Genomic DNA, 21393 nt, shown 5'->3' with positions numbered 1-21393 from the left:
TTTCTATATGCTCGGCTCAAACGAGAAATAGGCTCCAAAGGTTTTGCCTTTCGGCCAATATGCGAAATCGTAACGAACGACTGTGTAATCGGTGAAAACCCAGCGAAGTCCCAAACCGATGGTCATCTGTTGCTCGTCATTACGGACATAATCACCGTAAACCTTAGCAAATTCAAGAAATGGAGCAAGCTCTAGTATCGGCCTTGGGTTTTCGTATCCCGGGATTATCCAGTGAAGCAATATCCATGGTGTATAACTCTCCTCCCAGACCTGTGCTCGGAGTTCCCCTGACATTATATAATAGCTCGTGCCCATAAGGTGGCGTTTATCGATACCACGAAGAAAATTATCCCGCCCGGCTTTAAAGGCTACGAGCTGTGGAACTTCTGTTAGGTGATGACCCACCGCGATTCGCATTGCCAAAATAAGAGGAAATGGAACTTCCTTGGTTTGAAGCTTACCATAAAAGCGTTGGTCGAGCTCTATATAGCCCGTAGCCTTAAGAGGCCATTCTTTGTCCGGGTCGGTTAGTTGTTCGGCATCCATATAGTCGAAAAGCGTATTTTTGTCTGAGGGAAAAATAAGGCCACCAAAGCGGATTTTAAGGTAATACGCCGTTTCAGGATTCTCCGGGTCGTCTCTACTGTCGATAGAAAACTCGCCACCAATGTCTATAGCGTCAGCTACGCGGATTTCCTCTGTCGAATCATATGTGCTCGATGTCGGGATGAAAGTCAAGGGAGAAGTGTAATCACCATGTTTAATTCCAGTATATAACGAAAATTTGTTTGTCTTGCCGGAATTGAAAAACTGGCGAAGATAAATAGAATATTCCGATGCTATATATTCGGACATGGTTGATGTATCACTAAGATAACGACGCCAGTCCTCCTCTAGAGAATCGCGCGAATAATCGAATCTAACAGAAGTCATCTCGCCGATTAGTTTAGCTCTGAATTCAGTGTCCAACCAGTAGTCACTTTTAAATGAATAACGCGCGTCGGCGTTCCATCCAAATTTTTCGTATTCCCCTTGTATATACAAAAAACCTATTCCACCATCCTGAAATGTCCAATAAGCCCCAGGAATGAAAAACCACCCCGAAAAACAAACACCAGCCAGTGTTAAAAATAAAACTAAATACCGCATTTTTTCTCCTAAATGAATTTCTACTAAAATACAGTTTTAGTTATAACATGTCAACCCTGCGCCAGGGGGGCGTCGGATTTATTCGCCCAAAGGAAAGCTCGCTTTCCAACGGCGAAGAAATTAGCAGGAGGTTGGTGCGGAATAATACCTATGTGCTCGATTTTTAGCCAACCTCATGCTTGCCTTCGAGACCGAAGGTCAAGAAGGCCGACGCCCCCCGGGAAGGGCGGTTTAGGTTTTATATCCGCTTTAAAATAGAAATCGGAGATTAATATCGAAGATATCGTCTAAGGGCTATTGTGCTACCAAGTGCTCCGAAGACTCCACCCAATAATACTATCGAGATATTCCAGGGAAGTGGTAAGGGAATAAGGGATGGTAAAATATAATCCGCACCCTCCGAAAGCACCCAAAGAATAAGCCAGGCCAGTGCACCGGATACAAGACCGTGAATCAAACCTTCGAGCAAGAATGGAAGCCGAACGAAGTTCCGAGATGCCCCAACCAGTTGCATCACCTTAATGCTCTCTCCGCGCTGGGAGATAGCAAGTTTCACGGTGTTAGTGATAATAGTGGTTGCGGCAATAAGAAGAACGAGACCCCACAACCCTGTAAGGAGTAGAGATATTTGACTGGCCTTTGCCAGGCTGTGAGCAATTTTATTAGGCGCAGAGAGCTCGATAATAAGCTTGTCATCTCGATATTTCTCCGTAAGTGAATCGAGAACATCGCCTATAGTAAGGTCTTTTGCTAGTTCGACACGTATCGATGGGGGAAATGGATTTTTTGGAAGTCCTGCAAGAAGCTCCTTCCCATATTCGTCGATAAACTCTAGCTTGGCGCGTTCTGCAGTGACAAACTCAACCGATTCAACACCCTTCTCGGCTTTGATAGACTCTATAAGCGTCGATGCATCGGCCTTTGTAGCGCCATCCTCAATATAAAACTCGAGTTGGACCTGACTCTTAAGGTTGCCTATTGCGCCCCTTAGATTAAGTGAAATAAGCAAAAACGCACCGAGAATAACCATTGCTATAGTGATAGTTACTATCGACAGAAAAGTGATAAAACTTCTTCTCCAAAACGACGAAAATGCCTGCCCTATAGCGAAAAGTATCGCCCTCATTCGATCCCCCTCGGACGGTCACCCACTAAAACACCGTTCTCAAGCTCCAGAACACGCATTGGGACACGATCTATAAGGTCTGTGTCGTGAGTGGCCATGAGTATTGCTGTTCCCTGAGCGTTTATTTCCATCAGCAACTCGACAAACTCGTCGGTTGCACGAGGATCAAGATTGCCGGTTGGTTCATCGGCTAAAAGCAAGAGCGGCGAATTTGCCAGCGCACGGGCGATAGCTATGCGCTGTTTTTCGCCGCCCGAAAGCTCGTGTGGGAATGATTTTGCTTTGTGCGAAAGCCCCATTTTTGCCAAAAGCTCGAATGTTCTTTTCTTAATAAACTTCCGAGGCTGGCCAGTTACCTTGAGCGCAAAAGCCACATTCTCTTCAGCAGTCATGTCCGGTAGAAGACGAAAATTCTGAAAAACAACACCGAGCTTTCGCCTGAGATTAGGCACTGCCGAAATATCTATCGATTTCGAGTCAAACCCAACAACTTCAACAGTTCCGGAGTCAGGGTGTTGTTCCATAAAGATAAGTGAAAGAAGAGTGCTCTTGCCCGCCCCGGAAGAACCGACAAGAAAAACGAATTCTCCTTTTTCGATGGTAAAACTCACATCTGAAAGCGCAATCCATCTTTTGCTGTATGCTTTGCCAACTCTATCGAAGCGTAAAATACTCATAAAACAAGATATATTCTGCAATAAACAATATCAAGGGCTTATTTAAAGCAATAGAAAAATGAAACGAAATGCCGTCGATCTTGAAAGATAAACTAGCCGTTTTGAATATCGAAATATCTCATATGATCGTTAATTAAACAGAAGTAAAATATATTTAAGCCATTACACAACAATATATTATACCATCATTAGTCTTAATCGGTTTTATACAAATAAAAGCAAGACCCAGAAAGCCAAAAAAATTATTCTCTTGACCCTTTAGAATTTTTCCTGATTTTCCAATCGTAAAAATTTCCTTTTGCTTTTTCCATTCTTTTTGTGAAAAGGCTATCAACATCTGTTCTGGCAAGTTGTTCTACTATAAAAGCTTCAGCAGATTTTGCGTCACCCAAACGAATATAGACAAATATTATATTCTCAAATATCACCGGATCGAATGGATCTTTTTTTGCAGCAAGCTTAAAGCACCTTAAGGAGTTTTCTAAATCTCCCATGTTAGCGTAGGCTATAGCCATATTATTATAGCATTCTGCTTCTTTGGCCCCGAAAATTCTGGCCTTTTCGAGCGATATAATCGAAAGCTCATTCTTGTCGTTTTGATTTAGGTCAATACCCCTTGCCATCCATATAGCGGGGTCGTGAGGGTATTTAATGCAAGCACCTTCGAAAAACATGTCCGCTTTTTCCATCAATTGTATGTCCATAAGATAACTGTGTGTTATGATTATCTTTTTTATTTGATCCAGAGTATCATCATTTTCATTCAAAAGGGAATCGAGAAGATATTTATTACCAATGAGTTTTGCCTTGTATAAATCGATAAAATATTTTATAAAATCTTCATTTCCCTTCGTTATTGAAGCCCTTAAACATGAAGTATCGACCGAGAAGATACTGGTTGTTGGCGCTTCCGTGGAATAGGCCTGATCAAAACAGTCTTGGTAACGGCTCATTAATGGCCTTATAAAAAAGGTGGTAATATTATAAACCTTATCGAGAACAACATATTCCACACGATTATCGAGCATCCATTTCCCAAGCGAGTCTATTTCCGTTATACTTTTATCTGCTATAAATCCTTTATAGCCCGCAGTAAAATATTTCTTCAAATATGTAGGTGAAACAACTCGATGGTCTGTTATAAAAGTTGCCGACCTTATTTGTGAGCCTAATATTATTTTGTCTTTTGGGATATTGCTTTTGCACCACCGAAGAGCCTTGTGCATTCGAAAAATCGATTCTTCTCTTTGGTATCTGTGTAATCTTGACAGTTCCGCGTAGCTATTGCCGTTTGCCTTATATAGGTTCCTGGTTTTCGAGGTAAGTTGGACATCGCCATAATATCTAGGGAGACCTTCAAATAGGAATAAAAACATTAAGGGGATTATAACAAATGTAGTTCGAGCCTTTTTCCCAAGTTTCAACCAGCCTAAGAATGACCATAGACCAACAGCGATTAAGTAAAAAAGAAAGGGAAAAGCATAGCTTGCATAACGGGTTCCATGAGATGCGAACACTGAATAAATCATGAAATATAAAGCAGCATAAAAGGTAACAAGATTATTATTATCTTTGAAAGTCCTTACAACACCTATAATGGAAAAAACCAAAATCGGAATCCCCAAGATTAATCCAAGCCAGCTGAAAATACTAACCTCGGAACCGGTATAAAGGAATTTAATATGTCTTGGGATGAACAGGGATGGAATAAACTTCATGAAATAAGATAAAAAATGGTGGAAATACCTTGTAACAAAAGAATCGTAATGCCCAATTTTAGAGGTATCGAGCCCGGCGCGAGCAATTTGCTGTGTGTAGAGAAACTGACCTTTTAATAATAATGGCAATATCCAGATGCCAACAAGAGAACCCACCGCCAGAGCATAAAGAGCAGCTTTTTTATACTCCTTACGCCATATCAACCATATAAAACATACAACTGCTAATGGCGCACCGGGTATCCTTATATAAAGAGCGGCTACCGTGGCCAAAATAGCTAGAATAAAATATCTAAGTTTTCGCTCAATACTGTATTCAAGGAAAAATACTATGGTTAAAGCGGAAAAGCAAAGGAAGGGAGCTTCGGTTGAAACCATAGAAGCAAACATGGCTATCTCCGAATTAAACAACAAAAATAAGGAGAATATAAGTGTTACCCAACGGTTTAATTTTAAATGCTTATCGAAAATAAACGCAATTAAAACGAGGGCTAGCCAAAAACAAAAATTATTGAAGAGTTTAAATGCGACTATTGGTTTATCGTGGCCTGTTATTCTAATAATTAAAGAAAGAACAAATGGATAACCCGGCGCAACATGTGTTTCCGGTATCGGTTCGACCGAATAGGGGTTTGTATAACCCTTGCCGGAGGATAATTGTCTCGCAAGATTCATATAATGAAAATTGTCATCTAGAATACTCGGTTGTGGATTAAAAACAAAATAAAAAAGTGGGATACAAATTAGCGCTATAATTAAGATGAACTGCCATCTTGAAAGGTTTTCTAATACATTTAAAAAACAAGTTTTTGTATTGGTCATATTTTACCTCGTAATGTTTATTAGCAGATAACTGGAAAGAAATATAATTCTTTCTAGGCAAAATTAAATCAAAAAATAAAAATAGGGTTTTATCTCGCTCGGCACAAAACCACTCAATATTTCAATTGAGTGTATCTTAGATCGACACATTAGATTATAATCTCTTTTTTGGGATAAAAAAATGCCCCTCCCAAAAAGAGAGGGGCAAGAGGGTTGCAGTAGTCTAAATACTCAGAGACTAGAGTCCTTCAGTGATTCTGCTGACCAAAGCAACCTTGACAGCGTGACCATATTGGTCCGTGCCACCCTCACTGACCGCGAGGCGTAGACGAAGCTGACAATAGTCGAGAAGATCTTGGCCGCTATAGGTTCCGCATGCGGCTGGGAGGTTAAGGTTGGTTCTGCCATCAAACACGTCGTTGGCTTCTGTTTCTGGCGTGAAATGGGTAGCATCGGTATACCAATCAAGGGTAGTACCGATCCACCATGCGCCACCACCAGCTACTGTAAGATCGGCTGCTCCACCCATTTCGCCTTTAACGATGGCTTCGGTGGCCGGTGCCCAATCGCCCTGTGTGAAAACACCAAACAGCTTGTACTGGTTTAAGGCATAGGAAATGTCAGTTGTGACAGGCTGATAATCCCAATCATCACCAGCTGTGCTGATGGTGAGAGGGGAATCATTCCACATACCGAGGTCGAGCGCCAAAGCGCCACGATTTTCGATAACGAACGGAATATCAGCGGTTGCCCACTGAGCTATGTCATCACCAGATCTGACAGCAGTCAGAATCCAGACATCATTTCCGGGATTGTCGGTGCCAACATCGCCCATGCAAGTTGCATCGGCAAGGTCGATTACCTGGAATTCAATACCGGTAAGCGTGAACTTGGCATAAACATAAGCCTCGTTAGCTGTTCCTTCACCAAGAACGTCACGAGATCCGCCAGATACTTCGTCACCGGCGGTTCCTAAGCTCTGAGTGTAACCGAAGGCAACACCAACGGCTAAAAGAGCTACTACTAACAACAATTTCTTCATTTACATCCTCCTTATGGATATAGGTTGCAACCCTTGTTCGAATAACATTCAAAATGATAAATGCTTAAAATTTTAAAACCCTTCCCATTTGTGACTAATTTTCTAAGCAAGTAATAACAAATCTCCTTCTTCACTAATAAAAGTAAGAAGAATTCTAAACTTTGTCAAGGTTATTTTTATTTTATCAATATTTTTACTTTCCATTTATTTGGGTTGCCCAAGTAGTAATAAACATCTATATTACGGTGCGTTTGTTGAATGAAACTCGACATAAGGCTTGAAAAATATATTCAAAGGAGTCTCTATTGGCGAGTTATCAACACTCCAAAGAGTTCCTTTATTATTTTAAACGATAACGAGGAGGAATAATGAAAATCATGGCCATCAATCCTGGAGCAACATCGACTAAGGTAGCTGTTTATGAAGACAAAAAACCACTTTTTATCGAAACCATAAGGCACACTCTTGAAGAACTCGATGTTTTTGACCATACTTACGATCAACATACCTTTCGCTCAAACACAATACGCGCCTGCATGGATAAGCATAGTATCGATCTTCATGATCTCGATGCGGTGGTTGCAAGGGGAGGCCCCTTTAAGCCTCTTGTTTCCGGAACGTATCCCATAAATGACGCAATGAAATCCGATGTTATTAACGGGCGCGTTCAGGCCGACCATATATCGAATATCGGTTGCCTTCTCGCAGAGGAAATCGCAGAGCCGGTGGGTATTCCATCGTTTATTGTTGATCCTGTTAGTGTGGATGAATTCGATGATGTAGCCTATGTTTCGGGCATGAAAGAGCTTCCAAGAATTTCATTGAGCCACGCCCTTAATATCAAAATGATAGCCAAGCGTCATGCGAAGACGGTCGGTAAAAAATATGAGGATATGAATCTTGTAATCGCTCATCTCGGTGGAGGAATAAGCATAACTTCTCATCGCAAAGGCAAGATGATCGATGCCAGCAACGCCAATGATGGCGGGCCTTTTTCGCCACAACGATGTGGAACACTCCCTGTAACGGGATTGGTTAAGCTCTGTTTTTCGGGTAAGTATAGTGAAAAGGAGTTGCTGAAAAAGATAATAAAAAAAGGCGGTTTTCTAGGCCTAATCGGCACTGACGACCTTGTAGCTTTGGAAAACCATCTCGATAACGACGAGGAGGCAAGATTTATATTCCGGGCTTTTATTTACCAGATTGCAAAAGAAATCGGCGCCTACGCTGCCACACTCAAGGGCCGGGTCGATGCAATTATTCTCACTGGCGGTATAGCCTTTTGTAATCCTGTAATGAATGGTGTTAAAGAATATGTCGAGTGGATAGCGCCAGTTCACATCTACCCCGGCGAAGACGAGATGGAGGGTTTGGTTATGGGGGTGCTCAGAATATTAAGCGGTGAGGAGGAACCCCGAGAATATAAATAGGCTTGTGAGGGGAATTCAAAAAAACAAATAGGGTGGTTTTTAACCATCCTATTTGTTTTTTTATGCTATTATCCGATAACAATATAGCGATTTTTTCCCAATTGAAGGAAAATTTTAGAGTTACAGCAGGGCCAAAATCGCCCGAGTGGAGAGCCTCTTCGCGAATTCATATTGAATATATTTTGTAAATTCATATTAGCGGGATTTGTATCTACTGGAGCTATTTTTTATTGCAACTGAATGATGTTTATTTATAATAGTTATTATTATAAGGAACAGTGAAAGAAAGGAAACCAGTGAAGAACTCTCTTATCTTGTTTTTGAGCCTCTTTTTGTTATTCATTTTTGTGGGTTGCGATAATGGCAACGGCAGCGATCCAAACGAACCTATCGATACGAATTACACGAATGTCGATCCGCCATTTATCGAATCTGTAACAGGGCCTGGCCAGCTTATTGTTGGGAATGAAGCGCAATTTTATTGTGAGATACTCTCCGACGCTGAAATCCTTCGCAAGAGCTGGAATCTCGATCTTTCGGCAGGTGGGTATTTCTATCCTTCGAGCGTGACCGAGGGTGGTTTCACTCCTTCGGGTCTTCGCCCCGATCCTTTTGTTCAAACCGATACAGGAGAAGCACCGACCTTCAATTACAGCAAACGCGGTAAATATACAGCGGCCTTGGAGATCGAGGATGCCGATGGTTATATCGAGCGCTCTGGCACTATGGTTTCGGTGATACCGGAAACTGCTGATAGTGCAGGAGTCCATATTGTTCGCGCGGCGAGCACCGATACTGTGCTCGGCGAGGATTTTGATTTCCTTCGCTTTGGCTTGATTGCTGACAATGTTGTGCCAGCCTGTGTTTATGCTGACGGTTACGACGCTTTTTCCGCCTATAGCTATATTGATTGTGATATATCTCCGGGATACAGAATTGTTCGCACGAAAGTCGAGACCGGTAAGCGCATCGGTATCGAAGGTTCCGGTTGGTTTGTAGCGAGGATTAGTGTCGATTTCGATGTTGAAGGCGCCCTTCATCTTTGGGGTGGAGGTAGCGAAGACATGGTAGAATATGCCGCATATATTACTGTGCAACATACCGACGGGCTTCCGAGGACCCATTATATATATTCTAAGAGTCTCAATTCTTCTTCGCTCGATGAGGCGTTTTATTTAAATGGCAACCATGTTGTTGAGGATACGCTAAACGTAATGGGCAATGAGGAATACGAGTTCTGGTTTGGTGTGGAGACTTTTCAATATCTCGCTCCGAGCGATTCCTCCGGTTCTGCTGTTTGTTTTGATGATGCTGTAGCGCCAACGAAGCTTAATCGCGTTATGTTCACCCTTGAAAAATAGTCTTGTTTTTGGAGAGTTAGCCGATGACCCGCTATAATTTACTACTTACAGCTTTGATGTGTATTTCGTTCACAGTATCAGGAATCAGTGGAGTGAGCCTGCTTTGTGATAATAGCTCTGAGACTCGTTTTTCTGTCGATTTTGAGCAACCGCAGATTCGCGATTTTGGAGGCGGATATTCTTATATTTCGCTGGCCGATTTCGGGCCGAGGGGCGAAGAGTATGGCCCCCAACTTGCGGGTTTGGCATATTCTCTTGCTATACCGAGGGGTTCTTCCGTCTCGGTTGAAATCGAGTCGGTTGAATGGAGTGAATGGATTGAAGTATTGCCAGTTCCCCGTTGTGAGGAGGTATTCTCTAAGAGTAAGATTGTTCCCGGCAACTCACGGCTTTATTCAATTCCTTCCGGAGGAACTATCGATTACATCGGGAAAAAGACGATTCGAGGTGTCGAGATAGCGGATATCGATGTTCAGCCGCTGGAATACCATCCCACATATGGTGTTAGGTTTATGCGCAACGCAATTATATCTGTCAAATACGCGGGCGGTGGTTCGACAGCACCGGACCCGGCATATTATCATTATGCTTTTGAAGAGCTTTTCCGAGCGACTTTGATTAATCCATCGAAAACGATTCCGAGAATGCGACCTCAGGAGTCAACAGAATGGGATCCTGATGATGGTGCTGAACTTTTAGTTATTGCATATCCATATTTCGTTGACGAGTTCGAACCGTGGCTCGATTGGAAACTTCACATGGGTATGCCGACAAAAGTTGTGTCGACGACCGAAACCGGAACGGACACAGCCTCCATCAAGGCATATATCCAAAACGCATACGACACGTGGGTCATCAAGCCGGCATACGTCCTTTTCGTGGGTGATGCAGAGAACGTCACAACATATATGAGCCTATCGACCGGTTCGTGCATCGGCGACAACGAATACGGCTGCGTCGATGGCAGCGATTACTTCCCCGATGTCTTTCTCGGGCGGATGTCGTGCGATGCCTCGTCGCAGGTCGATCTTCTCGTTCAAAAACAACTTAACTACGAATGCCATCCCGACACGACCGACGATTGGTATGCTCGTGCAATCGGTATTGTTAGCGAGGACGACCCAACGTGGGATCCTCTTGGGCCGCAAGATTCATCGTATCTCGCCGCAGTAACATATGGCATGGGACAATGCACGGCCGCTGGTTTTACCGATGTTCAGCTTCTAAGAAGGCACGACGGCGACGATTTTTACACGGCAAAACCTTATTTTGAAGCCGGTTGCGGCTTGATCCAATTCCGCGGCCAAGCATGGCCGGATTATTATTACTTCGGCAACTATGAATCGGCGTATGGCGGTCTCGATACGCTTGACAATGACGGCAAATGCCCTGTTAATATCTCGATTTCATGCGGAACCGGTGGGTTCATGTCCGGCGATACGCGGATGTGCGAAAGATCGACCAGAGCAGGAACCATTTCTAACCCAAAGGGCTGCGTGGCCTTTATGGGACAGACTGCCGTTAGTTCGAATTCCGAGGAGCGCTCTTCGCTATCGAAGCATATCTATGAAGGGCTTTTTGAAGAGGACCTTAACCAACTCGGAGCTGCGCATACATATGGAAAAAACAGCATGTATTCGGAATTTGGCGGTTCCTCCGATTCGAGATACGAGTATCTTTCGTCGGCTTTGGTCGGAACACCGGAGATGCTTACATGGACAGCGCCAATTTTGCCGCCGACGGTAGATTTTCCGCCCGTGGTCTTCGTGGGTGCAGTGACTATCGACGTAAATGTGGTGGTGGGTGGAGCGCCGCTGGAAGATGCTCGTGTTGCGATACACAAAGGAAGTAATTTCTCTTATGCGATGACGGATGGCTCTGGCGACGTGTCGATATCGCTTACTACGGATCCATCTATACCGCTTATTTTGGTAGTTACAGGGCCGAATATTTATCCCTTCGAGGATACCATCGATGTTATTGTATCGGGAGTCGGTATTTATGCTGCTCCTGTCACCTTTGAAGATGTTGTTGGCGATGGCGATGGTATAATCAATCCAGGTGAGACAATACGCTTTTTCCCAAAGATATGTAATCTTGGAACAGAAAGCGCGAGTGGGCTTACTGGTTATCTTCGTTGTGCTGAGGCTATCGATTGGATAGATTCCGTTTCGGTTTTCTCCGCTGTTGCTCCGGGAGATACAGTTACCGGGGATGAGGTTCGTTTTCAGATTCCATCGAGTTATTTAGATTGTGAATCAATCAACATTTCTATGACCATAGTTGGTCATCATGATGGCCCCTGGGCAAGGAACATTACTCCACAACCCTCTGTGGTTTATTTTGAGCCGATGTTCGAGAGTGCAGTAATTAACGATCCAGGACCTTTAGGTAATGGGGATGGAGTGCTCACTCCCGGCGAAGTTGCCGATATTTGCCTCACTTTGAACAATGTGTCGCAAGCCAGGTTGACTAATGTTCTTGGAACGCTTTTGGGAACTGATCGTGTGGCTGTCATTCAGGAACTAGCATCGATAGACGATTGGGGGCGTGGTGCTGAGGTTACTCTTGATCCATGCTATACAATAAGTCTTTCTCCTGACATTGAACCGGCTGAGGCTATCGAGCTTGGTCTCAGAATTCGAGGAACCGGTTCGATATACGATTATCTTGATACAATTCCAATACCATTGGTAGCTACAGGTTCTGTTTCGAATTTACCCACCGGACCGGATAGTTACGGCTATTATATTATAGATGATACCGATGAAGAATCGAATATCGAACCGACTTACGCATGGGATGATATTACTTCTATTGGATATGAGTTAACAAATGTTTCCGATGGAGACGACCGAATTACAACCATAGGTCTTCCATTCACAATGAAGTTTTACGGTGTAAATTACGATTCTATCACTGTAGCCTCTAACGGATATATTTGTCCGGGAAGGGATGATTATTCTGGTGGTGGAACAGGAACACCTCAGAGTTTCCCAAATGTTGGTGGGCCACAGGGTATTATTGCTCCTGTGTGGTCCGATCTTGCCCCACATCGCCCAGACGGTGGCGAGATCTACGCATATAACGACGCTTCAAATCACCAGTTTGTTGTAGAGTGGGATGCTTGCAGCTTTTATTATGCTGGTGGTATTGTAACTTATCAGCTTCGCATTTGCAATCCGGCATATTGGGCCACTCCTACAGGGGATAGCGAGTTTTATGTTTACTATAATACTTTTACTGGTCTCGGGGTTATGGGTGTGGGTATTGAGTCGCGCACAGAAACCATCGGTTTAGAGTATTTTCGCGATGGAGTCTATGAAGAAAATGCCGCTGTCATCACAGCGGGAAGGGCGCTTCGTATTACGACTGTTGAACCGGACATTCCTTCGCTTCCATGGCTTTTCAATGTGGGTTTACCGGTATTGGACGATTCGTCCGGTAATAACAACGGCATCGTCGAACCGGGAGAGGACATCGGAATTCGTTTATTCGTTCATAACGCAGGCGTAGCTATGGCTCCGACCGCTAAGGGAGTTGTTCTCGATACGACCTATATTACTTCGTCGAGTATCGAAGCTCTATATGGTAATATAATGCCGGGCGATACGGCATACAATTTTTCGGACGCGATGCACTTAACCATTTCGCCGTTGTGCCCGACCGATACGGTGATCGAGGTTCCGATCGAGCTTTCGGCCCTCGGCGGTTGGTATTCAACATACACAAAAATCTGGATTCACGTGGGCTCTAGTGTCGAAGTGGATGAAAAAATAATTCTGCCTTCGGGAATAGAGCTTTATCCAAACTATCCCAACCCCTTTAATTCCGCTGTAAATATTGAATTCTCAGTTGGCTCGGATATCGCTAATTCAAATATAAAGCTCGATATCTACGATGTCTCGGGTAGGCACGTAGATTCAATAGTCAATGGCAAGCTCAAGGCCGGAAGATTTTCATTCGAATGGAATGCAGTGAATCTACCGAGTGGATGCTATTTTGCGCGACTTAGGGCTGGCAATAAAGTGAAAACAACCAAACTTCTTCTTTTAAGATAAAATATAGGCTTCACGCTAGCCTTCTAAGCCGAAGGCTTCAAAGGCCGACGACGTCCCCCGAGCGGCGAGCGAGCGAAAAAGCGGAAAGTAGTTTTTTCTTGATAAGAATAAAACAAAGTAATATAGCGCATATTGCGTCTTTATTATACTAATAGCTAATAAAAGCGCTTTTCTAAAAAATTCGTTGATTTCTAACTTTTAAGGTTTATCTATAATTGATATTTAAATTTTGAATGCTAGAATAATGGAAAATGTCTCGGTAAAAGTTTTCGAACGCGAATTGCCGTTATCGCAACTAGATAAATTGCCTAAAGAAGTCGGTATTTACCTTGTGGGTGGGGCTTTACGTGATACTATGTTAGGTATCAAATACAGAGAACTCGATATTCTGGTTACATCTATTCCTCTCGCGGAACTGACGAAGTTCCTCAGGTATAATGGCAAAGCCGAGCCTGTCGGGAAAAGTTTTACAGTTATTAAATGGTATCCTAAGAATAAAGTGGGTCCCATCGATGTCTCGATTCCTTCAATGAGGGCCTTTAACTCAGATCAGAGGACATCCGAAGACAGCCTCGATCCTTCAATGAAAATTGAAGTGGATCTTGGGCAAAGGGATTTCACCGTCAATGCCCTGGCCCTTGATCTTCGCAATGGAAAGCTAATCGATCCTTTTAATGGGGCAAAAGACATTGAAAATTTCGTATTACGGATGGTTAGCGATTCAACATTTGTGGCCGATCCATTGAGATGTATTCGCGCAGCATATATTTGTGGTCGCTGCGGGCTTAATATCGAAGAAAGAACTTTAAAACAGCTTAAATCTTCTGCGGCCTCGATTTCCACTATTGCGCCCGAGCGGATCGCTGAAGAGCTTCGGAAGATATTACTTCTTCCTAAACCATCCGTTGCTTTGAGGCTTTGTAAAGATTGGGGACTTTTACAGTATTTCATTCCAGAGCTCGGTGTTTGTGTCGATGTTTCGCAGGAAGGCGGTTGGCATGCGCACGACGTCTTCGAGCACTTATTGGCAGCGGTGGATTTTTCACCATCTATTTTGCCTGTTCGTCTCGCGGCTCTTTTTCACGATATAGGAAAGCCCGCTCGAAGGAAATACCTCCCCGAACGCGACCGCGCAATATTCTATGGACATCAAAATCTTGGAGAGAAAATGACGCGGAGGATTATGGCGCGTTTGATGTTTTCAAAAGACCTCACCGAGCGCGTGGCTAAGTTGGTTCGGTTTCATATGTTCACTCAAGCGCAAACTGATAAGGGTATTCGCAGGTTCGTTCGCAATGTAGGTATCGACCTTCTTGATGACCTCTTTGCGCTTCGCTATGCGGATATCGAAGCGCAAGGCACAGATAGAGATAAGACCTCCGACGAGTATTACCAAAGGCAAATCGACAAAATTCTGAGTGAAAAACCTCCGCTCTCTGTTAAAGACCTCGAGATTAATGGCGAAGACGTTATGCGCGTTCTCAATATCAATCAAGGACCGACAGTAGGAAAAATTCTCGATGATTTCCTCGAATTAGTTATCGATGATCCATCAATGAATGAGCGCGAACTGCTCTTAGCAAAATTGAGACAAATCGACACTTACTCGAAATCGGGCACAGATAGATGAAACTGCTTGAATATCAAGCTCAAAAACTCTTGTCTGATAAATACGGAATACCGGTACTGAGTAGCGCTGTTTGTTTCGACAAAGAAAGTGCGCTGAAAATATATAATGAACTTGGATCACCCGTAGTTCTGAAAGCGCAAGTTCCTTGTGGAGGAAGAGGCAAAGCTGGCGGTATAAAGATTGCTCATAATCCCAGCGAAGTTGAAGCTTCAGTTAGAGAGATTTTTGCCAAAACGATTCGCGGGTACACTGTCGATAGAATACTCGTCCAGAAGGCTGCCGATGTCCAAAGAGAGATGTTTATCTCGGTATCGATCGACCGCTTAGCTAAATCTCCTGTAATTATGGTATCCCCCACAGGGGGAATGGAAATAGAGGCTATTGCAAGGAGCAATCCTGAAGCAATTAAGAAATTTTACGTCGATCCAATAATCGGGCTCAGGGAGTATAAATCGCGAGAAATTGCCAAGGCCCTTTTCGAAGGATATCCTCATTTATTGGAAATGGAAGAGCTAATTAAAAGGCTTTATTCCGCTTTTATTGGTCTCGATGCGATGCTTCTTGAAATTAATCCGCTAGCTGTAGATAGCCATGGAGAGGTTTTCGCCCTTGATGCCAAAATCGTTCTCGATGATAATTGCTTTTTCCGCCATCCAGATTTTTCCAGCTTTTCAGATTCCGCTAAAAGTCTAAGTTCTAAAGCCAAAAATGCAGGAATTAGCTATGTTCCTCTCGATGGCAATATCGGTTGTATAGTCAATGGTGCGGGCCTTGCCATGGCCACCATGGATTGCATTCTCGCCCACGGCGGAAAGCCGGCAAATTTCCTCGATATCGGTGGAAGTAGCAGTAGCAGTAAGGTCGAGATTGCTATGGAATTGATTTTAGAAAATAAAAAAGTCAAAGAAATAATAATAAATATTTTCGGCGGTTTAACTCGGTGTGATGAAATTGCTCGCGGAATAGCGTCATCGATGGAAAAAGACCATCTAACTATCCCTATCTTTGCAAGGATGAAGGGAACAAATGGCGATTTAGCCAGAGATATACTCCAGAAAACAGGAGTGAAAATCTTCGATTCTATGGATAATTTAATTGAGAAAGCGTTGCAGTATTAGGATGTCAATCTATATCGATGAAAATACTCGTGTTATTGTTCAGGGGATTACCGGACGGGATGGTTCATTCCATACAAAGCGTATGCTCGAATATGGCACTCGAATTGTTGCTGGCATTTCCCCCGGAAAAGGGGGGAGTAAGGTTCACGGCATCCCTGTATATGATAGTATTTATAAAGCAATGCAGTCAACTGAAGCAGACGCTTCAATAATCTTTGTTCCTGCGGATAAAGCGGTCGATGCCTTATATGAGGCGGTGGACTCTGATTATATAAGTTTGGTTGTTTGTATAACAGAAAAAATTCCTACTATTGACATGGCAAAGGTTCATCATTACTATCGGTCGAAAATGGTCGAACTTATCGGCCCTAATTGCCCCGGATTGGTTTCCGTAGGCAAGTCACTGCTGGGTATAATGCCCGGTAAGATATTTAAAAAAGGTTCGGTTGGAGTGGTGTCCCGTTCTGGTACTCTGACATACGAGATAGTGGATTGTTTGTCTAATGCTGGTTTTGGGCAATCCACGTGTGTCGGCCTTGGTGGAGATGTTATTGTAGGCACCTCGTTTGTCGATGTTCTCGCTAGACTTGAGAGTGATGATGAAACAGGTGCTGTTGTTTTAATTGGTGAAATAGGCGGCGATGATGAACAGCACGCCGCCGAATATATTAGAAATATGACAAAACCTGTGGTGGCCTATGTTGCCGGTATTTCAGCTCCAAAAGGACAAAAGATGGGGCATGCTGGAGCAATAGTATTTGGTGAGGGAGAATCGGCCCTGAATAAGATTGAGGTTTTTGAGAAAGCCTCGGTTCCTGTGGCGAGAATCCCGAGCGAGGTTCCTTTACTTCTCGCACGAGTTTTTAATAAATAATGGAGGAATTGTATTATGGCTAAACCAAAAAAGAAGACGGTGCCTATCGAGGGTCGAATACGATCCGGTTTGACGACTGCGGCGCCTACTACTTGGGGGGAGAGTGTTCGACCACAAGGGAAAATTGTTATTTTTGAGGTATGGTGCAAGCGTTGCGGGATTTGTACGACTTTTTGCCCTACGAAAGCCCTAGAGGAAAGGGCAGATGGACTTCCTTATCTAGCACATCCCGACAAATGCACACTTTGTGGTCTATGCTGGCTTAGATGTCCTGATATGGCCATCATTAAAGGTCCCGAGTTACCTGAGAATAAGCCAACAGAGGATGAGACCGTGCGAATTAAGAAACTCCTGTGCGAGGCTGGCGATGATAAGTCGTGCAAATTAGAGGCAAACAAAGCCGCTAAAAAGGCTTTGGCTAATGATAAGAAAGATGAGGCCAAAAATGGCTAATAAAACAAATAAGAAAGGAACGCCGACCTTCCTTCAGGGGAATGAAGCTGTTGTCGAAGCTGCTCTTGCAGTGGGTTGCAGTTTCTTTGGGGGTTACCCTATAACGCCTTCCACGGAGATCGCTGAAGGTTGTGCCGAAAAACTTCCTCTTGTCGGTGGTGCGTTTATTCAAATGGAAGATGAGATAGCCTCCATTGCGTCGATAATCGGGGCCTCTCTAGCTGGCGCCAAGGCGATGACTGCTACATCCGGCCCGGGATTCAGCCTCATGCAAGAAAACTTGGGATTCGCCTATATCTCTGAAATCCCTATTGTTATAATTAATGTTATGCGTGGCGGGCCGAGCACAGGCCTTCCGACCAAGCTTTCTCAATCCGATGTTATGCAAAGTAGATGGGGAACTCACGGTGACTACACTTCAATCGTTATCTCGCCGAGTAGTGTGCAGGAGATATACGACCTCACTATTCACGCGTTTAATTGTTCGGAGACCTTCAACACTCCGGTGATTTTGCTCATGGATGAGATGCTCGGCCACATGCGCGAAAAAATTGTTATTCCCGATCTCGAGGATATTAAGATAAAGAATCGCGCTTATCCGAGCGTTCCACCTGAATTTTATAAGCCTTACAGCAACACTCCGAGTGAGATTAGCGAGTTTGTGGCTTTTGGTGAGGGTTACAGATATAATGTAACAGGTCTTACGCATGATGAATTTGGTTTTCCAACCTCTGTGCCTTCCGAGGTCGAGCAGATGTTGACCAAACTGCGCAAAAAGATTCACGCTCATCGTAAAGAAATAATTATTTACGATGAAGAATACATGGATGATGCGCTTTATGCGGTGGTTTCTTATGGTTCCGCTGCAAGAGCTGCCATGAGTGCTGTTAGGAAGGCACGAGCACGCGGGATACGCGTAGGCTTGCTTAAATTAAAGACTCTTTGGCCCTTCCCCGGAAGGAAAGTTTATCAGATCGCGGCGAAGGTTAAGGGTATTCTTGTTGCTGAAATGAACATGGGGCAAATCATTCGCGAGGTTGATCGTTATGCTATGGGGCAGTGTAAGGTCAGCGGCGCTTTTCGCTATGACGGTCTCGTTATTGAACCCGAAGAAATATATGAGAAGCTTATAGAGCTTCATAATAAGAAATAATGGAGTTAAAATGGAACTCGAAACAATAAGTCCATATCACGATTATTTGAGAATCCAGAAGAAATTTCCGACAGTCTGGTGTCCCGGTTGTGGAATAGGGGCTGTGATGAGTGCTATAATTCGTGCTATTCATGAATTAGGGATAAACAAGAACAACGTAGCACTCATAAGTGGCATAGGTTGTAGTTCTCGAATGCCGATCTATGTTGATTTCAACACACTTCATACCACGCACGGAAGGGCCTTGCCCTTCGCTACCGGAATAAAGATGGTGCGCCCGGACATGAAGGTGATTGTTGTTTCCGGAGATGGCGACGCGCTTGCCATAGGAGGCAATCATTTTATTCATGCATGCCGTAGAAATATCGATATCAGTATGATATTGATAAACAACTACATTTATGGTATGACCGGGGGGCAAGTCTCTCCCACTACTCCGCTTGATAGTTATGCTCATACAGCACCCTATGGGAGCATCGATCCTCCATTCGATGCTGTTAAGCTAGCATCCTCCGCTGGAGCTACCTATGTAGCGCGCGGAACGAATTATCATATCGTGCATACTTCGAAGTATATAAAGAAAGCCCTCACCCATAAAGGCTTCTCTATGGTCGAGGTTATTAGCCAGTGTCCTGTGCTTTACGGAAGATTGAATGATTTTAAAAATCCAGTAGAGATGCTGAATTGGCAAAAAGAAAAGGGCGTGAATCTTAAGGCTTGGGAAAAACTTAGCGATGAGGAAAAAGTTGATAAATTCCCGGTAGGCGAATTTGTCGAGGATAATACCAGAGCGGAATACACGACGATATATGCCGAAATGAGCCATCAAGTTAGAGAGGAGGCAACCAATGTCGAAGAATAAAAACGGCGCACAGAAAAGACAAAATGGCTTTATCGAAGATAGATATGAGATTCGTCTATCAGGTTCGGGGGGACAAGGACTGATTACGGCAGGTGTTATTCTTGCCGAGGCTATCTCTGTGGGCGACAATAAGAATGCTGTTCACACTCAGTCATATGGCCCCGAAGCTCGCGGCGGCATGGCGCGTTGTGATGTAATTATTTCATCTAAGGAAATATATTTTCCTGAAGCTACAGAACTCGATCTTCTTTTGGCTTTGACACAACCATCGGCCAATGCCTATGCCAACCTTTTAAAACTTAATGGTTTGATGATTATCGATGCCGATAATGTGAAACAAAAACCCGAACACCCTTATATCGAGGTGCCTTTTGTGGAAATTGTAAGGGAAAAACTTGGTTCGGTTGTTGCTACCAATGTTGTGTGTTTGGGATTTATTACTCAATACACAAAGATAGTGACGAAGAAGTCCATAGAGAAATTCCTTGCCGAGAGATTTCCTCAAAGGTTCGAGGCTAGTAATCTCAAAGCGATTAAGCTTGGTTATGATCTGGCAAAGAAGATAGAAGCCGCCGGGGAATCGGGCGCTTTAAAAGAAGAATCCTATGAAACGGAGATCGACAGAATATAATGTTGAATATAGTTGTTCTCGATTTTTGCGCGAGTAATTTCCGACCGTTATCGGAGACAAGGCCGGTAGTATCTCTTTTGGCCGGATGTTTTACATTCGAAGAGCGAATTAGGAAGCTTTTTCCTAATTCAGCACTAGAGTTAAGAGCCTGTCCAAGCGTGGCTGAAGTCTATTCGGTTAAATCCAATAAATCATTTATTCCGAAGGACGAGACTGGGCGCACATTATATTTGAAGCCAAATGTAGTCTATAATTTGGAATTTGCACGGATGGTCGAATCAGCCGAGGGCGACGCAATTTTTAAAGTCGATGAGACTGTTGTAGCAATCCTAACGCACAAGCCTTTCGATAAAGGTTGGTTTGAAATTCCACCCGATTGGCCGGTTTTCGAGCTCGATCTTATTATCGTGCCTGCAATTTGGGATCTTGTTAATATCAATGCCTCCATTATTACTGCCGATTTCGACGAGAATTTTCGTCGGGCTATCGATGGTCAGGTTCATCCGCAGGCCGCGATTTATGGCGAAAACGCCGTTGCAATCGAGCGCGGTGCCGAGGTTTTCGCTGGTGCTGTTCTCGATGCTCGCGAAGGGCCTATTATAGTGTCTCGTGGTGCGATAATCCGCCCCGGCGCAATTATTCAAGGGCCTTGTTTCATTGGGCAGGATACTGTTGTGTTGTCGGGCTGGATTCGCGAAGACTGCAGTTTTGGACCCATGTGCAAAATCGCTGGAGAAGTCGAATCATCAATTTTCATAGGTTATTCTAATAAAGGCCACGAGGGATTCGTGGGACACTCCTATATTGGCCAATGGGTCAATCTTGGCGCATTGACCACAACTAGCGACCTGAAAAACAATTATGGAAAAATTCGTATCGATTTTGGTGATGGCCAGATAGACACTGGAAGAATAAAGGTGGGAAGTTTTATAGGCGATCATTCGAAAACTGGTATCGGTGCGCTTTTAAACTCGGGAACTTATATTGGAGTGTCTGTAAATCATTATGGCACGGGACTTCCACCAAAATTTATTAAGAGCTTTTCATGGGGAACCTCCCAGGGCTATGTGGAATATGAATTTGAAAAGGCAATATCCACCGCAAAAGTAGTAATGTCGCGCCGTGGTGAAGAGTTGCAACCGGAAGAGGAATCGCTTTTGAAGAATATATATAAAGCGAATTGGAATAAAAAATAAAAAACATATTGACAACAGCGAAAGTCAAAATTATTTTTACATCGCATTTGCGGGAGTAGCTCAGTTGGTAGAGCTCCACCTTGCCAAGGT

16 protein-coding genes are annotated in these 21393 nt (G+C 43.7%); 11 read left to right on the top strand and 5 right to left on the bottom strand.

Annotated elements, in window-relative coordinates; genetic code table 11:
* Nucleotides 1–3: 3 nt before the first annotated feature.
* The 5 genes from KAH81_03520 to KAH81_03500 all read right to left on the bottom strand — a co-directional run bounded on the left by KAH81_03520 (nucleotide 4) and on the right by KAH81_03500 (nucleotide 6534).
* Complete coding sequence (locus KAH81_03520) at nucleotides 4–1149, bottom strand: BamA/TamA family outer membrane protein (GenBank protein ID MCK5832720.1); 1146 nt, start codon at nucleotides 1147–1149, stop codon at nucleotides 4–6.
* A 268-nt stretch (nucleotides 1150–1417) separates the two neighbouring features.
* The gene (locus tag KAH81_03515) at nucleotides 1418–2275 is read right to left on the bottom strand and encodes an ABC transporter permease (GenBank protein ID MCK5832719.1); all 858 of its coding nucleotides are present in this window, start codon (nucleotides 2273–2275) and stop codon (nucleotides 1418–1420) included.
* Nucleotides 2272–2952, bottom strand: a complete 681-nt coding sequence (gene ftsE / locus KAH81_03510; protein ID MCK5832718.1) for a cell division ATP-binding protein FtsE — start codon at nucleotides 2950–2952, stop codon at nucleotides 2272–2274. The genes KAH81_03515 and ftsE overlap by 4 nt, the downstream gene beginning before the upstream one ends.
* 242 nt (nucleotides 2953–3194) lie before the next feature.
* Entirely contained in the window at nucleotides 3195–5492 is a 2298-nt protein-coding gene (locus tag KAH81_03505) for a glycosyltransferase family 39 protein (GenBank protein ID MCK5832717.1), read from the bottom strand.
* A gap of 238 nt (nucleotides 5493–5730) precedes the next feature.
* Nucleotides 5731–6534: a hypothetical protein gene (locus tag KAH81_03500; GenBank protein ID MCK5832716.1), complete on the bottom strand. Its 804-nt coding sequence runs from the start codon at nucleotides 6532–6534 to the stop codon at nucleotides 5731–5733.
* A 368-nt stretch (nucleotides 6535–6902) separates the two neighbouring features.
* Here KAH81_03500 and buk point away from each other — a divergent pair, with 368 nt between their 5' ends.
* The 11 genes from buk (at nucleotide 6903) to KAH81_03445 (ending at nucleotide 21303) form a co-directional block, all read left to right on the top strand.
* Nucleotides 6903–7964: a butyrate kinase gene (gene buk, locus KAH81_03495; GenBank protein ID MCK5832715.1), complete on the top strand. Its 1062-nt coding sequence runs from the start codon at nucleotides 6903–6905 to the stop codon at nucleotides 7962–7964.
* A 332-nt stretch (nucleotides 7965–8296) separates the two neighbouring features.
* On the top strand, nucleotides 8297–9325 hold the full coding sequence (locus KAH81_03490; protein ID MCK5832714.1) for a hypothetical protein: 1029 nt from the start codon (nucleotides 8297–8299) through the stop codon (nucleotides 9323–9325).
* 23 nt (nucleotides 9326–9348) lie between these two features.
* Complete coding sequence (locus KAH81_03485; protein MCK5832713.1) at nucleotides 9349–13386, top strand: T9SS type A sorting domain-containing protein; 4038 nt, start codon at nucleotides 9349–9351, stop codon at nucleotides 13384–13386.
* A gap of 229 nt (nucleotides 13387–13615) precedes the next feature.
* Nucleotides 13616–15016: an HD domain-containing protein gene (locus tag KAH81_03480; GenBank protein ID MCK5832712.1), complete on the top strand. Its 1401-nt coding sequence runs from the start codon at nucleotides 13616–13618 to the stop codon at nucleotides 15014–15016.
* Nucleotides 15013–16134: an ADP-forming succinate--CoA ligase subunit beta gene (sucC, locus tag KAH81_03475; protein MCK5832711.1), complete on the top strand. Its 1122-nt coding sequence runs from the start codon at nucleotides 15013–15015 to the stop codon at nucleotides 16132–16134. Before KAH81_03480 ends, sucC begins: the two co-directional genes overlap by 4 nt.
* 1 nt (nucleotide 16135) lies before the next feature.
* The gene (gene sucD, locus KAH81_03470) at nucleotides 16136–17008 is read left to right on the top strand and encodes a succinate--CoA ligase subunit alpha (GenBank protein MCK5832710.1); all 873 of its coding nucleotides are present in this window, start codon (nucleotides 16136–16138) and stop codon (nucleotides 17006–17008) included.
* Nucleotides 17009–17023: 15 nt separating this feature from the next.
* Nucleotides 17024–17461 (top strand): ferredoxin family protein, encoded by a 438-nt coding sequence (locus KAH81_03465; protein MCK5832709.1) that lies wholly within the window; start codon nucleotides 17024–17026, stop codon nucleotides 17459–17461.
* Entirely contained in the window at nucleotides 17454–18614 is a 1161-nt protein-coding gene (locus KAH81_03460; GenBank protein MCK5832708.1) for a 2-oxoacid:acceptor oxidoreductase subunit alpha, read from the top strand. The genes KAH81_03465 and KAH81_03460 overlap by 8 nt, the downstream gene beginning before the upstream one ends.
* A 10-nt stretch (nucleotides 18615–18624) precedes the next feature.
* On the top strand, nucleotides 18625–19476 hold the full coding sequence (locus tag KAH81_03455) for a 2-oxoacid:ferredoxin oxidoreductase subunit beta (GenBank protein ID MCK5832707.1): 852 nt from the start codon (nucleotides 18625–18627) through the stop codon (nucleotides 19474–19476).
* A gap of 31 nt (nucleotides 19477–19507) precedes the next feature.
* Complete coding sequence (locus KAH81_03450; protein MCK5832706.1) at nucleotides 19508–20107, top strand: 2-oxoacid:acceptor oxidoreductase family protein; 600 nt, start codon at nucleotides 19508–19510, stop codon at nucleotides 20105–20107.
* Nucleotides 20107–21303 carry a hypothetical protein gene (locus KAH81_03445; GenBank protein ID MCK5832705.1) on the top strand — a complete coding sequence of 399 codons (1197 nt, stop codon included), beginning with the start codon at nucleotides 20107–20109 and terminating at the stop codon, nucleotides 21301–21303. The genes KAH81_03450 and KAH81_03445 overlap by 1 nt, the downstream gene beginning before the upstream one ends.
* Nucleotides 21304–21393: the final 90 nt, after the last annotated feature.

The organism is bacterium (assembly GCA_023145965.1).
In the GTDB taxonomy this organism is placed as follows: Bacteria; UBP14; UBA6098; order UBA6098; family UBA6098; genus UBA6098.
The sequence above is the reverse complement of the archived record's forward strand: the minus strand, read 5'-3'. Positions and strand labels throughout refer to the sequence as shown.

Excerpts from the sequence above, each read along its gene's own strand:
- KAH81_03445 (MCK5832705.1), top strand. The coding sequence starts at position 20,107 with ATGTTGAATATAGTTGTTCTCGATTTTTGCGCGAGTAATTTCCGACCG.
- KAH81_03455 (MCK5832707.1), top strand. The coding sequence starts at position 18,625 with ATGGAACTCGAAACAATAAGTCCATATCACGATTATTTGAGAATCCAG.
- sucC (MCK5832711.1), top strand. The coding sequence starts at position 15,013 with ATGAAACTGCTTGAATATCAAGCTCAAAAACTCTTGTCTGATAAATAC.
- KAH81_03485 (MCK5832713.1), top strand. The coding sequence starts at position 9,349 with ATGACCCGCTATAATTTACTACTTACAGCTTTGATGTGTATTTCGTTC.
- KAH81_03520 (MCK5832720.1), bottom strand. The coding sequence starts at position 1,149 with ATGCGGTATTTAGTTTTATTTTTAACACTGGCTGGTGTTTGTTTTTCG.
- KAH81_03465 (MCK5832709.1), top strand. The coding sequence starts at position 17,024 with ATGGCTAAACCAAAAAAGAAGACGGTGCCTATCGAGGGTCGAATACGA.
- KAH81_03505 (MCK5832717.1), bottom strand. The coding sequence starts at position 5,492 with ATGACCAATACAAAAACTTGTTTTTTAAATGTATTAGAAAACCTTTCA.
- KAH81_03460 (MCK5832708.1), top strand. The coding sequence starts at position 17,454 with ATGGCTAATAAAACAAATAAGAAAGGAACGCCGACCTTCCTTCAGGGG.
- sucD (MCK5832710.1), top strand. The coding sequence starts at position 16,136 with ATGTCAATCTATATCGATGAAAATACTCGTGTTATTGTTCAGGGGATT.
- KAH81_03515 (MCK5832719.1), bottom strand. The coding sequence starts at position 2,275 with ATGAGGGCGATACTTTTCGCTATAGGGCAGGCATTTTCGTCGTTTTGG.
- buk (MCK5832715.1), top strand. The coding sequence starts at position 6,903 with ATGAAAATCATGGCCATCAATCCTGGAGCAACATCGACTAAGGTAGCT.
- KAH81_03500 (MCK5832716.1), bottom strand. The coding sequence starts at position 6,534 with ATGAAGAAATTGTTGTTAGTAGTAGCTCTTTTAGCCGTTGGTGTTGCC.
- ftsE (MCK5832718.1), bottom strand. The coding sequence starts at position 2,952 with ATGAGTATTTTACGCTTCGATAGAGTTGGCAAAGCATACAGCAAAAGA.